The organism is Bradyrhizobium sp. SYSU BS000235, assembly GCF_049747295.1.
GTDB lineage: Bacteria > Pseudomonadota > Alphaproteobacteria > Rhizobiales > Xanthobacteraceae > Afipia.
This window is the reverse complement of record NZ_JBMHJM010000001.1, coordinates 1,782,766-1,796,103: the sequence shown is the minus strand read 5'-3', so window position 1 is coordinate 1,796,103 and position 13,338 is coordinate 1,782,766. Positions and strand designations below refer to the sequence as shown.

Here is a 13,338-nt window from a genome sequence, read left to right as displayed (position 1 = left end):
AATTGGGGTGTTCCGGCACGGACTTCCGCAGAAATCGCAATGATTTGCTGTTGCCGGCCATGGCTTTGCGCTAGTCAGAACCCGGACACGAGTAGCAACGGCTGACGACTTCAGCGCCAGATCGAGGACAGGTTTCCGCAATGTCCGATATGTCATCCACCGTGACGGGACGCCGCTCCGGAAAAAATCCCGGGCCGCGAACAGGACTGAAATCCCGCGAGAGGGCGCGTCAGCGCCATGTGCCCGTCACGCGGCGTGTGGCGGCCTGGGTGGCCGCTGTGGCCCATGATCCCAGTACCAGCCTCAATTTTGTCATTGGCTTTGCGATTGCCCATGCTTTGCTTTGGACCATCATCCTGACCGCGCTGAAAAGTGCTCAGGACGTCCACATGGACGTCGCCGAGGCCTTTGCCTGGGGGCGGAAGTTTGAGCTTGGCTATGGCAAGCATCCGCCGCTGTCGGGCTGGATCGCGGGCATCTGGTTCAGGATCTTTCCTGTAACCGACTGGGCGACCTACGCTCTGGCGATGACGGTCCTTGGCTGCGGGCTCGTCCTGTGTTGGCTCATCGCCGTACGCGTCGTCGATCATCGTCGCGCGATGTTCACGGTGGCGATGCTCGCGATTTATCCGATCTTCAATTTCAAGGGCTTCAAATACAATCCCGACCTGCTGCAACTCGTGACCCTGCCGCTGGTGGTGCTGGCCTATCTCGATGCGTTCGAGAAGCGGACATGGAAATCAGGCGTCTGGCTTGGACTTGCCGGCGCCGCCGCCTTGATGACCAAATATTGGGTGCTGACCATGATCGGCGCCGTGGGGCTTGCGGCGCTGATCCATCCCGAACGGATGAAGTTTCTGCGTTCGCCCGCGCCATGGGTGGCCATCGTGACGTGTGTCGTTGCGATGTTGCCGCACCTGTGGTGGCTGAAGCAGTCGGACTTTCTGCCCTTGGTGTATGCCGATGACGTTTACGGGGGCCAGACGTTTGCCCGGACGTCAGGGTTGGCGTCGATCTATCTGGCCCACAACGTCGCCTTGTTGCTGCTTCCGATCGCGTTGGCGGCCGTCGCGCTGGCGTGGAAGCTGCAGTGGTGGAAGTCGATCCGCGCAAAAGGGATTTTTCACGAATTCATCGAATCCGCAAAGCGGCCTTGGGCTCGCGGCCCCAATCCCGGCGTCTATCTGTCACAGGCCCGCAATATTTGGGTGACGCAAATCATCGTTGGTGTCGTGCCGCCGATCGCAGCGGTCGTCTTCGGCATCTACATGAAGACCGATTGGGGCATCTCGCTGTTTTTCCTTGTGCCTCTGGCGCTGGTTGCGATTCCATCGTTGCGGGTGACGCAAATGGCGTTGATCCGCCTGATGTTGATGTGGCTCGCGTTCACGCTCGTGATGTTGCTGATCTCGCCGATCTTTGCGGTGCAGACCGTGCGGCGCGACGGCGAGGCGGGCACTCGTTTCGCGCCGCGTTCGGAATTCGCGCTACAGTTGACCGAAGCGTGGCGCGCGCGTTTCAATTCCCGCTGGCCGGTGGTGGCCGGCACGACTGAAGTCGGTGAACCGATGACGTTCTACAGTCCGGACCATCCCGCACCGCTGACGCCGGGCGAGGTCTGGGCATCCGGGCTGACAAGTCTCGAAGAGGCGCTGCGGCTCGGATTCATCGGCGTGTGTGACACCACCGATGCCCGTCTGCCGACGTGCGAGAAGTGGATGAATGACACCGTGCCGAACGCCGAAAAATTGACGATGACCGCGCGGCGTTATTTCCACGGCAAGGCCGGGCCCGCGGTGCGCTGGAAAATATGGATCGTTGGCCCGGAACGGAAGGAAGAGGGATAGACCTTCAAAGCCGGGATAGAGGCTTCCGTTCCGATTCAGCCAGGCGGAAGCTCTAACCTGCGTCTTCTTCGCCGAACTTGTTCGCAACAAGCTCGGTAATGGCATCGAGCGCCGCCTGGGCCTCGCGACCGGTGGCGGAAACCGTAATCGATGTGCCGATTCCTGCGGACAGCATCATGAGACCCATGATCGATGTGCCGCCGACGGTTTCACCGTTGCGGGTGACGGTCAGCTCCGCATCGAACCGCTCGGCTGTCTGGACAAATTTTGCCGAAGCTCGGGCGTGCAGGCCGCGTTTGTTAAGAATGGGAAGTTCTCGGACGAGGACGCCGGCCGTCGATGTCTGTTCGCCCGGCATGTCGCTCATTTCCCGGCGAGCACCCGGCTCGCGATGGTGACATACTTGCGGCCCGCTTCCTGCGCGGCGGCAATGGCGTCCGGCAGCGGCTTGTCGTCACGCACCTTCGCAAGCTTCACCAGCATCGGCAGATTGATGCCGGCGAGAACCTCCACCTTCGGGCGGCTCATGCAGGAGATCGCGAGGTTAGACGGCGTGCCGCCGAACATGTCGGTGAGAATCGCAACGCCATCGCCGCTGTCGACGCGCTTGACGGCCTCGATAATGTCGCTGCGACACAGATCGGCATCGTCTTCGGCGCCAATCGTGATGGCTTCGATTTGTTTTTGTGGACCCATGACGTGTTCGAGCGCCGCCTTGAACTCGTCGGCAAGACGCCCGTGGGTCACCAGTACTAGACCAATCATCCAAGACTCCTCGCGGGCGCGTGGTGCACCGCACGAAAGGGCCACATGTTGACCATCCAGAGCCCCGACGCAAGAGGGGTTGTTGCCGCGTACCCCCTGAAAAATGAAGGAGTCGGGCTGGCCGGCTTGGTGGCGAGTGTAGGGCTTATATGGCTACCAATCCGTTTCGAGCAATCATCCGAAGGTCGTGGGCGGCTCACGGAAAACCTTAAGTTGTCGTAAGAAAGGCCAGGACCAGAGGTAGTGGGTTCTGGCCCGCGGCAACGGGAATTCGGGGCAATTCCACACCGAAAATGATCGTTTTCAACGCTTCTGGCGGTGGCAGGCGTTCGGCGTCGGAGGCGGAAAGGTCAACGACCAGGCTGACAATGGCGTCCGAAGCGGCCTCGATTTTCCGGATTCCCAAGCCGCGAATCTCGATCAGGCCTGCAAGCTCGGGGACGTTTTGCACAATTATGGTGCCGTCGAGCGGCTTCAGGCGAACGCGATCATCGCCGATCAAGGTTGCTTTGGCCGACTGCCCCGCACGTCCGGCGAGAATCAAATCAAAGGCGAGGCGGGATTTTCCTGAGCCCGAGGGGCCGCGAATCAGCACGGCGCGGTCTCCAACCCGCACCGCAGAGGCGTGAATGCTTGCAGTCGCCTCTCGGGTCATATCGCCGGCAGCCGCACGGTGAACCGTGCACCGGCGATGCGTGCGTCGCCCTCTTCATCAAGCGGGCCCGCGCGATTCTCGGCCCAGATCCGTCCGCCGTGGGCGTCGATAATCTGCTTGGAGATCGACAGGCCAAGCCCGGAGTTCTGGCCGAAACCCTGATGCGGCCGGTCGGTGTAAAAACGCTCAAAGACTTTTTCGAGCGCGCCGGGCCGGATGCCGGGACCGTCGTCGTCGATCACGATTTCGACCCAGCCTTTCTCGCCTTTTTCACCCTTGCGGCGCCGGCAAACGATCCGGACTTTGCCGCCGGGATTCGAGAACGACTGCGCATTGGTCAAAAGATTCGAGATCACCTGTCCCAGACGGGAATCGTGTCCGGGCACCGAGAACATGTCGGACGGTGCGCCTTCGAAGCGGGTCTCGACCTTCACATCGTTGCCCTGGCGTGTTTCGTTCGCAACCGTGGTCAATGTGTTCAGCAGTCGGCGAACATCCACCGGCTCGACATCTTGCCGCTGGAGCTCGGCATCGAGGCGGCTGGCGTCCGAGATGTCCGAGATCAGACGATCCAACCGGCGCACATCGTGCTCGATCACAGCAAGCAGACGCGACCGGCTTTCATCGGAGCGTGCGAGCGGCAAAGTCTCGACCGCTGAGCGCATCGACGTCAAAGGATTCTTCAATTCATGGGCAACGTCGGCGGCGAACCGTTCGATGCCCTCGATACGATTGTAGAGCGAATCGGTCATCTCGCGCAGCGCGCGCGACAGGTGACCGATCTCGTCGCCCCTTCCGGAGAAGTCGGGGATCTCCACGCGGGTCTTGATCCTGCGGCGGACACGGTCCGCGCTGTCGGCCAACCTGCGCACGGGGCCGGCGATCGTGCTGGCGAGCAGCAGCGACAAAACAATCATGACGCCGACGGCGATGCCGAACACTTTCAGGATGGCGAGCCGCTCGGCGGTCACCAGTTGGTCGATGTCGTCGCCCTGCGTCGAGAGCATCAGCGCGCCATGCACCGCGCGGAAGCGTTGCACCGGCACCGAGACCGAGACGATGACCTCGCCGCGGTCATTGATCCGCACCATGCTGGCTTTCTTGCCGTCTAATGCCTGCTGAACTTCCTGATAACCGTTGCCGTTTTCGGGGCCGAGCTCACGGTAGAGCGGAAGGTCGCCGCGATTGAGCCATGTGCGGATTGCGATCATGGTCCGTTCGGCGATGCCGGGCTTCTCGGCGGTCGGCGGCGCGAGTTCGAAGCGCAGGACGTCGCCGCGGCCGTAAAGATTGCGGCTGTCGAGAACCAGAACGCCGTCGCGACCGTAGATGCGGGCGCGGGTTTTGGTCGGCGAAATCAGCCGTCGTAGAACGGGAGCAACGCGTTCGGGATTGATCGAGAAGTCGATGCCTGAAAGAGAGTCTTCACTGGGAAGGCTTTCGCCGGTCTTCAGATCAAGCAGGCGATCCGTGTCGAGCGAAATGGCATTGGTGTCTACCGTGGCCGATGCCGCAATCGCGCCTGAAATAATTTCCGCCTGTACCAGCAAGCTCTGAGCGCGGGCGTCAATCAGCCCGGCACGGAATTGCGACAGGTAGAGAATACCCGCAAGCATCGCAATCAGACCGATCAGGTTGAGCGAGACAATGCGGCGGGTCAGGCTTGAGAATGTCAGGGCGACGAAATAGCGGCCTGCACTCCTGAGCAATTCGCTTGGACTGCGCCACCCACGGCTCGACGTGTCTTGGGGAGCCGCGGTGTAGGAATCAGAATCCGATGCCAGAGACGATGACTCATCCCTGGCGTCGTCATTCGGATCAAGCTGCGTTCGATCAAGCAAAAGCTGAACCGCTTGGTTGTTTCGTTGAGGTCGCGACCCTATCGTAAATATCCGCGTCCGTCAGGAGGCTAGTGCGGTGGATCTGACGTTCGTATCAGTATTAATCGCGAGTCCGTGATACGAACGTCAGATCCAAAACCGCACTAGATTCATATTCTTGCTAGTGTTCCTTTGGTTCTGACATTCGTAAAGTGCCTGCTGCGAGGTGATACGAATGTCAGAACCGGAACACTAGCCGACTGCGAACACGGATCGATCAGGTTTCCTTGAACCGATATCCGACGCCATAAAGCGTTTCGATCATCTCGAAATCGTCGTCGGCGGCTTTGAACTTCTTCCGCAGCCGCTTGATGTGGCTGTCGATGGTGCGATCATCGACATAGACCTGATCGTCATAGGCGGCATCCATCAATGCATTGCGGCTTTTCACAACACCTGGGCGGGTGGCCAGTGCTTGCAGGATCAGGAATTCCGTCACGGTGAGCGTCACCGGTTCGTTCTTCCAGGTACAGGTGTGGCGTTCGGGATCCATGCGCAGCAATCCGCGCTCCAGCGCCTTGGCGTCCATTTCCTTCTGCGCCACCGTCGGATCCTTCGGGACCGCACGGCGCAGCACGGCCTTCACGCGCTCGACCAGCAGGCGTTGCGAGAACGGTTTCCGGATGAAGTCGTCGGCGCCCATCTTGAGGCCGAACAACTCGTCGATCTCCTCGTCCTTCGAGGTGAGGAAAATGACTGGCAGGTCGGACTTCTGGCGGAGCCTTCGCAGGGTCTCCATGCCGTCCATCCTCGGCATCTTGATGTCGAGGATCGCGAGATCGGGCGGGCTCGTCTTGAAGCCATCGAGGGCGGACGCGCCATCCGTATAGGTCATGATGCGGTAGCCTTCAGCTTCCAGTGCAATCGAGACCGACGTGAGAATGTTGCGGTCGTCATCGACCAAGGCGATTGTGGGCATGAATCTGCTTTCCAAATCGATAGTTGTGGCGTGGCGACTTTTCTGACTGCCGGTTTGAACCGGAGGCCCCGAAATAAGGCGTTACGCTTGCGATGCAACGAGCAATGCAAGCTGGGCTGAAATGTGACCGATTTCCCACACTCAAGGAATTCGAAGTTGTACGGGCTATATAGGGCCATAATTTGCCGAAATAACCCCTTTCTGCCAAGAAAAAGCCGTTAATCGAACCGTCTCAGGGCCACGCCATGGAGCCTACCGCAGATTTTAAACCGGCCGGGCTGGCCCGTTCGCTGCTGAGCCGCAGCCGTCAGGGCGCTCTGGCCACGCTCATGGTGGCGACCGGTGATCCCTACTGTTCGTTGATTAACGTCGCATCCGCGCCGGATGGGGCGCCGATCCTGCTAATCTCACGGCTTGCGATCCACACCAGGAATATTCTGGCTGATGCACGCGTGTCGGTGATGCTGGACGAACGCGCCGCCGGCGATCCGCTCGAGGGTGCACGCATCATGCTTGCAGGCACCGCCGAAGAAGCCAGCGGCGATAACCTCGCTCAACTCCGTCGCCGTTATCTTGCGGCTCATCCGTCAGCCGAGATGTTCGCCGACTTCAAGGATTTCTCATTTTTTCGGGTCGTGCCGAAAGGGCTTCATCTGGTTGCAGGCTTTGGACGGATCATCGATCTCGCCCCACGCGATTTCCTGACGGATCTCACTGATGCCGATGCATTCGTCGAGGCTGAGACTGACATCGTCTCGCACATGAATGCAGATCACGCCGACACGATGAATCTGTACGCGATAAAACTTCTGGGCGCACAACCGGGCACATGGCGATGCACGGGATGCGATCCCGACGGACTCGATATGCAGGACGGCATACGCACGTTGCGACTTGTTTTTCCGCATCGCATCACAACGCTTGCCGCAGTGCGGGAGGTTTTGAAATCTCTTGCAGACAAGGCACGGGCGCAACCGGATTGATCCAGCTAAGTCCGCCAAACATGTGCAATCCAGCTTGTTTTGCAGCAATCCCGCTATGCAATAAACCAAACTTTCTGGACCGACTTGGCAACACCGGCGTTGGTCACTAATAAGTCGCGGGATCGTAGCCCGGGAGCTATAGTCAGTTCCCCGGTATCCGCGAATTCAGCGCTTGGGACGAGCGTGAACGAGACGCGGTTTCAAAGGAGAATCTAAAGTGCAAGAGTCGGGTGTGCGCAACGGTGCTTTCGGCGCCGATAAATTCGGTTTCAAAGATCTCGGTGGGGTGAACTGGAATTTTGGAACGGCGCCGCTGTATGAGCACGCCATCCGCGCCGGTGAAGCCGTGCTGACTGCGGAAGGTGCGCTCTGCGCCGAGACCGGTGTGTTCACCGGTCGTAGTCCAAAAGACAAGTTTACTGTTCGCGACGCCAACACCGACAAGACGATGTGGTGGGATGGCAATCAGTCCATCACTCCCGAACAGTTCCAGACACTGCACGACGATTTTATCGCACACTGCAAGGGCAAGACGCTGTTTGCCCAGGACCTCTACGGCGGCGCTGATCCGACGTATCGCATCAAGACCCGTGTCTACACCGAGCTTGCCTGGCACTCGCTGTTCATCCGCACGCTGCTCATTCGTCCAGAACTCGCCGAGCTCGCGAGCTTTGCGCCTGAACTGACCATCGTCGATCTGCCGAGCTTCCGTGCTGACCCGAAGCGCCACGGCTGCAAATCGGAAAACATCGTTGCGATCGATTTCACCCGCAAGCTCGTGCTGATTGCCGGAAGCCAGTACGCCGGTGAAATGAAGAAGTCGGTGTTTACGACGCTGAACTACTTCTTGCCTGCAAAGGGCGTGATGCCGATGCACTGCTCGGCGAACGTCGGTCCCGACGGCGATTCCGCGATTTTCTTCGGCCTCTCCGGCACCGGCAAGACCACGTTGTCGGCCGATCCCCATCGCACGCTGATCGGCGACGACGAGACCGGCTGGGGTCCGGAAGGCATCTTCAACTTCGAAGGCGGCTGCTACGCGAAAACGATCAAGCTGTCGCGCGAAGCAGAGCCCGCGATCTTCGACGCCAGCATCCGGTTCGGCGCGGTGCTTGAGAACGTCGTCCTCGATCCGCAAACCCGCGTGCCGGACTTCGACGATGGCTCGAAGACGGAAAACACCCGCTCGGCTTATCCGCTCGATTTTATTCCGAACGCGTCGCGTACCGGCCGCGCCTCGCATCCGAAGAATCTGGTGATGCTTGCCGCCGACGCATTCGGCGTGATGCCGCCGATCGCGAAGCTGTCGCCGGCGCAGGCGATGTATCACTTCCTGTCCGGCTACACTGCAAAGGTCGCCGGCACGGAGCGTGGCCTTGGCAACGAGCCGGTGCCCGAATTCTCCGCGTGTTTCGGTTCGCCGTTCCTGCCGCGTGATCCGGCTGAGTACGGCAAGCTGCTGCGCGACCTGATCGCCAAGTACAATGTCGACTGCTGGGTGGTGAACACCGGCTGGACCGGCGGCAAGTATGGCGTCGGCAGCCGCATGCCGATCAAGGTGACGCGCGCGCTGTTGACGGCCGCGCTGAACGGCTCGCTGCGCAACGCCGAATTCCGCACCGACAAGTACTTCGGGTTTGCCGTGCCCACCAAGCTCGACGGCGTGCCGACCGAGATCCTTGATCCGGTCAACACCTGGAAGGACAAGGCTGAATTCGACAAGACCGCCCGTGCGCTGGTCGGCATGTTCCAGAAGAACTTTGCCAAGTTCGAGAAGCACGTCGATGCGGAAGTTCTCGCGGCCGCGCCGGAAGCGAAGCTGGCCGCGGAATAATTTCGGATAACGTTGAAATGCAAAAGGCGGCTCACTGAGCCGCCTTTTTTGTTGCAAGCCGCTGTCCCGGCGGCCTTCGCTTGCATTGTTCAGGGCTTCCCCTTTTGTTGAGCCGATAGGGCGTCTCCGGCTATATGGGGGCTTGGAATGATCGTGAGGAGCGCTCGATAGTGTCGACATTTCAGACGACGGTCACTGCTGGACCGGCAGAAGATGCAAGTACCATCATCGATCGTTGGTCCGCGGCTTACAGCGCCAATGATCATGATCTGCTCGTCAGCCTTTATGCGCCGGATGCGATCCTTCTCGGCACGACGAGCCCGATCATCTCCCGGGGCACCGACGCCATTCGAAAGTACTTCGACATGTTGCCGAACAGCGGCCGCCGCAATGCGATTACCGAGCGGCATATCATCGTGCTCGGCGACGATGCGGTGGTCGGCACTGGCTTCTACACGTTCAGCCGCGCGGTGGAGAATGACACGCCGCGTCCGTCGCGGTTCACCATGCTGGTGGTTAGGCGTGACGGCCGATGGATGATCGCGCACCATCATTCCTCGCCACGTCCTGAAGCGCAGCCATAACAATGGCCATTTGAACCCGCCTGCCGGCATCCGCGACATATCGCGAGGTGTGTCGTCTGGAGGCAGTCGTGGGAACGTGGATCAAGGTTGGTGTTGCGGTGCTTGTCATGGCGTCCACGGCATGGAGCCCGGCACTTGCGGCGAAGAAACACCATCGGAAGCCAAAGCCGGACAGGCAGGGCCAGATCGACAGGACGACGGTCCGCGAGCGCCAGTCGGGCCCCAAAGAGCCGGTACCCCTGCCGAGGCAAATCCAGCCGTGGGGCGCGATGCCGCTGTCGGCCGAAGTCGAAGCGACGTTGAAGCCGAAGGACAGCTTCAAGGAATGTCCCGAGTGTCCCGAGATGGTCGTGGTGCCGGCGGGCAGCTTCATGATGGGCACGCCGCCGAACGAAGTTGATCGCTCGAAGGGCGAAGATCCGGTTCATCGGGTGACAATTGCCAAGCCTTTTGCGGTCGGGCGTTTCGCGGTTTCCTTCGACGACTGGGATGCTTGTCTTGCCGATGGCGGCTGCGGTGGCGTGCGCGGCGATGATCATGGTTTCGGGCGCGGCCGCATGCCCGCGCATGGCATTCGCTTCAATGAAGTGCAGAACTACCTGGCCTGGCTGTCGAAGAAAATTGGCCGGACTTACCGTCTGCCGAGTGAATCCGAGCGCGAGTATTTTACCCGAGCAGGAACCACGACACCGTTCTGGTTCGGCAGGACTATTGGGCCGCAGAACGCCAACTATTACGCATCGATTCCCTATGACAATGGGCCACGCGGTGAGGACAGCAAGGCGCCAAAACCGGTCGATTCCTATGCACCCAATCCGTTCGGCCTCTATCAGGTTCATGGCAATGTGCGGGAGTGGACACAGGATTGCTACAACAAGCGCTACAACGAGGACACGCCGACCGACGGCTCGCCGTGGCTGGAGGGCGATTGCAGCAAGCGCATGGTTCGCAGCGGAGCGTGGGATGATCAGGCGCAGAGGCTTCGTTCCGGCGCACGTGACGAGGCGCGTGACGACACGCCTGCCGGCAAGATCGGCTTCCGTGTGGTGCGCTCACTGAGCGCTATCAACTGAGCGCTCGCTGCTCACGAAGCAGGCCGCGGCGGCGTGAGAGATGAAACTGGAGGGGCGACGAGAGGGCCGCTCCGGTTAGCAAATCCTTTACCGTTTAGAACAAATTAAGAACATTTTTGCAGGCCATTGATATATCATCCCGATTCGGGCGCCTTCGCGCCCCTATATCTGGGGTCTGTTACTGGTCTTGGGGACGATATGTCCAACATTGCTTTCGACAACATGGCGCTGACGCGCATCGCCGATTTCGCCCGGACGCTTTCGCGCCTGCATGTGACCGCACGCACCCGGTTGGTGGATGACGATCAGATTGATCGTGAATTCAACGCGGTCTGTATGTCGATCTGGGGCTATACGACTGACGATTTCGACGACGATCTGTTCTCGCTCAAGGATCACGAATTCCTCGACTCGTTGGACGAGGCGAAAGCGCGCGTTTTCGCGGCCGAGCACGGTTATGACCTTGTCGACGACAATGGCATCCTCACCGACTGGTGGGGCTATTGCTGGATGATCCTTGCCGAGCATCGCGGCCTGCTGACGCCGGAGATCAAGGCGCGGGCGCGCATGAAGATGGAAGAGAAATATCTCGCTGCGCCGAACGTGATCGGGGTGATCGTCGGCCGATAGAGGGCCGCATTTCAACATCTGCGGGATGTCGCGATTATTCCCTCGCGGCAGCAACATTTAATTTGCGGCGCTGATACCCGCGCGCCTTTCCTGCACGATGCTTCCTCCTGTAGCTTTCCCACAAGCCGGAACGAGAGCGCGATGACGCGCCGGGAATTCGGGCGGAATGAAATGGCAGGAGACAGGAATGAAGCATTTCCGCATGGCGGCGGCTTTCGCATTTGCAATCACATCATTCGCCGCAAGCGCCGCCGACTATCCGGCGCCCAAACAAGGCACGTGGATCGCAAAGGATTTCAAATTCCACACCGGTGACGTGATGCCGGAGTTGCGGTTGGGCTACACCACCGTCGGCGCGCCTTCAGGTGAGCCGGTGGTGGTGCTGCATGGTTCGGGCGGTTCTGCTGCCAGCATGCTGACTCCGGCCTTCGCGGGTGAAATGTTTGGTCCCGGCCAGCCGCTCGATGCCACGAAGTATTACATCATTCTTCCGGACGCGGTCGGCCACGGAAAATCGTCGAAGCCTTCGGATGGCCTGCGTACAAAATTCCCGAAATACAACTACGACGACATGGTCGATGCGCAGTATCGGCTTCTGCACGAAGGTCTCGGCATCAAGCACGTGCGCATGATCATCGGCAATTCGATGGGCGGCATGAACACCTGGCTGCTCGGCGAGAAGCACCCCGAATTCGCGGACATTCTGGTGCCGATGGCCTCGCAGCCGAGCGAGATGGCGAGCCGCAACTGGATGCTGCGGCGGATGATGCTCGAGACCATCCGCAACGATCCCGAATACAACAATGGCGACTACGCCACGCAGCCGCGGTTTCTGAAAATCGCCAGGGTGTTCTTCGGCATCTCGACCGGTGGCGGAACGCTGGCGTATCAGAAGCTGGCGCCGACCGGCGACAAGGCCGACAAGATGGTCGATGAACGCCTGGCCGCACCGTTCAATGGCGATGCCAACGATTTTCTCTATCAATGGGGATCGTCGCGAGATTACAACGCGTCTCCGGGATTGGAAAAGATCTCGGCCACACTGCTTGCGATCAACTCCGCGGACGATGAGCGCAACCCGCCGGAAACCGGCATCATGGATCGCGAACTCAAGCGCGTGAAAAACGGCAAGCTGTTCCTGATTCCCGCGAGCGAAGACACGCGTGGTCATCTCACCACGGGCATGGCGAAATTCTACAAGCAGCAGGTCGATGAGCTGTTGAAGTCGGCGCCCAAGCAGGGAATGTGACGGAGCGATTTGAGCTGCATCCTCGCAAAAGCGGTGGATGCAGCTTGACCAGCCAACGCCTCAATTGAGATCGGCGCGCTTGTCCTTCTGCAACAACGGTCCGCGTAAGCCGGGTGCGGGCTGCATGAAATCAGGCTGGGCCAGCGTACCGACATCGTCCGGCGGTAAATAGCCTTCTTCCGCGACTTCCGCACTTACGGGAGCAACTTTCATCCCGCCCAGCCGGGCGCGAAGATCGGCGGTCAGGCCGGGATAACTTGCGACTGGCGTGAATTCGGCGGTCTGACCGGTGGCTGTCTTGGTCCCGGAATATGCAACCAGTCCGGTGGACGTCGCGACGATATCGCCGGGGCGCAATGTGGTGTCGAGCGATAGGTCGACCGGTGCAAGCCCTGCGGAATCGCGGCCGTTGCAGGTGCAGTCTGCCTTCAAGGCCTTGCGATAAGAGAACGCATTCGGCGAATCCGCATACCGCTCACCGTGGGCGCTGACGGCGTTGTCGATTGTGCTGCCGAAAAAGACTTTGGTCGCGCTGGCGGGACAGAATGACTGGCAGACCTGTGCGGGAGTTGCGCCACCGCGCATCGTCAACGGGAAATATCGGCCGTCGCAGGTTCGGACGCAGTAGGATGTGCCGCGACCGGCGCTGGCGACTGGCGTGCGAGGCTGTGCGGGCTGACTTTCGGTGCCGAATGGATCAGCGAAAGAACGGGCCTGCGCTCCGCTAGCCGGCTTGTCGTCGCCGAACAGAAAATCGAAGAAGCCGGCGGAGGCCGCGCGTGGCGCGAACACCGCGGGTATCACGAGTAAAGCGGCAAGAACGAACATCACGTAACGCCGCACGCACGAAACACGCAACTTTTGACGCAACACGTTTGCCTCACACACGCCACTGACCTCGCCGAAGCGATGGCGCCTC

General features: G+C 60.1%; 13 protein-coding genes. 7 read left to right on the top strand and 6 right to left on the bottom strand.

What is annotated here, in order from left to right; all coding sequences use genetic code 11:
• The first annotated feature begins 140 nt into the window (after positions 1–140).
• Entirely contained in the window at positions 141–1,847 is a 1,707-nt protein-coding gene (locus tag ACP0KA_RS08365; RefSeq protein WP_424628355.1) for a glycosyltransferase family 39 protein, read from the top strand.
• Between the two features lie 52 nt (positions 1,848–1,899).
• Here ACP0KA_RS08365 and ACP0KA_RS08360 read toward each other — a convergent pair whose 3' ends face one another.
• The 5 genes from ACP0KA_RS08360 to ACP0KA_RS08340 form a co-directional block, all read right to left on the bottom strand.
• Complete coding sequence (locus ACP0KA_RS08360) at positions 1,900–2,205, bottom strand: HPr family phosphocarrier protein (RefSeq protein WP_424631519.1); 306 nt, start codon at positions 2,203–2,205, stop codon at positions 1,900–1,902.
• Positions 2,206–2,210: 5 nt separating this feature from the next.
• A complete protein-coding gene (locus tag ACP0KA_RS08355; protein ID WP_002713595.1) occupies positions 2,211–2,612 on the bottom strand; it encodes a PTS sugar transporter subunit IIA in 402 nt (133 codons plus the stop codon).
• Positions 2,613–2,820: 208 nt separating this feature from the next.
• A complete protein-coding gene (locus ACP0KA_RS08350) occupies positions 2,821–3,267 on the bottom strand; it encodes an HPr kinase/phosphorylase (protein ID WP_424628354.1) in 447 nt (148 codons plus the stop codon).
• Positions 3,264–5,108: a stimulus-sensing domain-containing protein gene (locus ACP0KA_RS08345; protein ID WP_424628353.1), complete on the bottom strand. Its 1,845-nt coding sequence runs from the start codon at positions 5,106–5,108 to the stop codon at positions 3,264–3,266. The genes ACP0KA_RS08350 and ACP0KA_RS08345 overlap by 4 nt, the downstream gene beginning before the upstream one ends.
• 256 nt (positions 5,109–5,364) lie before the next feature.
• Positions 5,365–6,066: a response regulator transcription factor gene (locus ACP0KA_RS08340; protein ID WP_424628352.1), complete on the bottom strand. Its 702-nt coding sequence runs from the start codon at positions 6,064–6,066 to the stop codon at positions 5,365–5,367.
• A 245-nt stretch (positions 6,067–6,311) separates the two neighbouring features.
• Between ACP0KA_RS08340 and ACP0KA_RS08335 the strand changes: the two genes are divergently transcribed.
• From ACP0KA_RS08335 to ACP0KA_RS08310, 6 genes are all read left to right on the top strand, one after another.
• Complete coding sequence (locus ACP0KA_RS08335) at positions 6,312–7,049, top strand: HugZ family protein (protein WP_424628351.1); 738 nt, start codon at positions 6,312–6,314, stop codon at positions 7,047–7,049.
• 217 nt (positions 7,050–7,266) lie between these two features.
• A complete protein-coding gene (locus tag ACP0KA_RS08330; RefSeq protein WP_424628350.1) occupies positions 7,267–8,883 on the top strand; it encodes a phosphoenolpyruvate carboxykinase in 1,617 nt (538 codons plus the stop codon).
• Between the two features lie 170 nt (positions 8,884–9,053).
• The gene (locus tag ACP0KA_RS08325; protein WP_424628349.1) at positions 9,054–9,467 is read left to right on the top strand and encodes an SgcJ/EcaC family oxidoreductase; all 414 of its coding nucleotides are present in this window, start codon (positions 9,054–9,056) and stop codon (positions 9,465–9,467) included.
• A gap of 68 nt (positions 9,468–9,535) precedes the next feature.
• A complete protein-coding gene (locus ACP0KA_RS08320; RefSeq protein ID WP_424628348.1) occupies positions 9,536–10,540 on the top strand; it encodes a formylglycine-generating enzyme family protein in 1,005 nt (334 codons plus the stop codon).
• A 198-nt stretch (positions 10,541–10,738) separates the two neighbouring features.
• The gene (locus tag ACP0KA_RS08315) at positions 10,739–11,170 is read left to right on the top strand and encodes a hypothetical protein (protein ID WP_424628347.1); all 432 of its coding nucleotides are present in this window, start codon (positions 10,739–10,741) and stop codon (positions 11,168–11,170) included.
• Positions 11,171–11,357: 187 nt separating this feature from the next.
• Positions 11,358–12,419: an alpha/beta fold hydrolase gene (locus tag ACP0KA_RS08310; RefSeq protein WP_424628346.1), complete on the top strand. Its 1,062-nt coding sequence runs from the start codon at positions 11,358–11,360 to the stop codon at positions 12,417–12,419.
• Between the two features lie 60 nt (positions 12,420–12,479).
• Here ACP0KA_RS08310 and ACP0KA_RS08305 read toward each other — a convergent pair whose 3' ends face one another.
• Complete coding sequence (locus ACP0KA_RS08305) at positions 12,480–13,289, bottom strand: DUF2865 domain-containing protein (RefSeq protein WP_424631518.1); 810 nt, start codon at positions 13,287–13,289, stop codon at positions 12,480–12,482.
• Positions 13,290–13,338 lie beyond the last annotated feature (49 nt).

Excerpts from the sequence above, each read along its gene's own strand:
- ACP0KA_RS08365 (WP_424628355.1), top strand. The coding sequence starts at position 141 with ATGTCCGATATGTCATCCACCGTGACGGGACGCCGCTCCGGAAAAAAT.
- ACP0KA_RS08360 (WP_424631519.1), bottom strand. The coding sequence starts at position 2,205 with ATGCCGGGCGAACAGACATCGACGGCCGGCGTCCTCGTCCGAGAACTT.
- ACP0KA_RS08355 (WP_002713595.1), bottom strand. The coding sequence starts at position 2,612 with ATGATTGGTCTAGTACTGGTGACCCACGGGCGTCTTGCCGACGAGTTC.
- ACP0KA_RS08350 (WP_424628354.1), bottom strand. The coding sequence starts at position 3,267 with ATGACCCGAGAGGCGACTGCAAGCATTCACGCCTCTGCGGTGCGGGTT.
- ACP0KA_RS08340 (WP_424628352.1), bottom strand. The coding sequence starts at position 6,066 with ATGCCCACAATCGCCTTGGTCGATGACGACCGCAACATTCTCACGTCG.
- ACP0KA_RS08335 (WP_424628351.1), top strand. The coding sequence starts at position 6,312 with ATGGAGCCTACCGCAGATTTTAAACCGGCCGGGCTGGCCCGTTCGCTG.
- ACP0KA_RS08315 (WP_424628347.1), top strand. The coding sequence starts at position 10,739 with ATGTCCAACATTGCTTTCGACAACATGGCGCTGACGCGCATCGCCGAT.
- ACP0KA_RS08310 (WP_424628346.1), top strand. The coding sequence starts at position 11,358 with ATGAAGCATTTCCGCATGGCGGCGGCTTTCGCATTTGCAATCACATCA.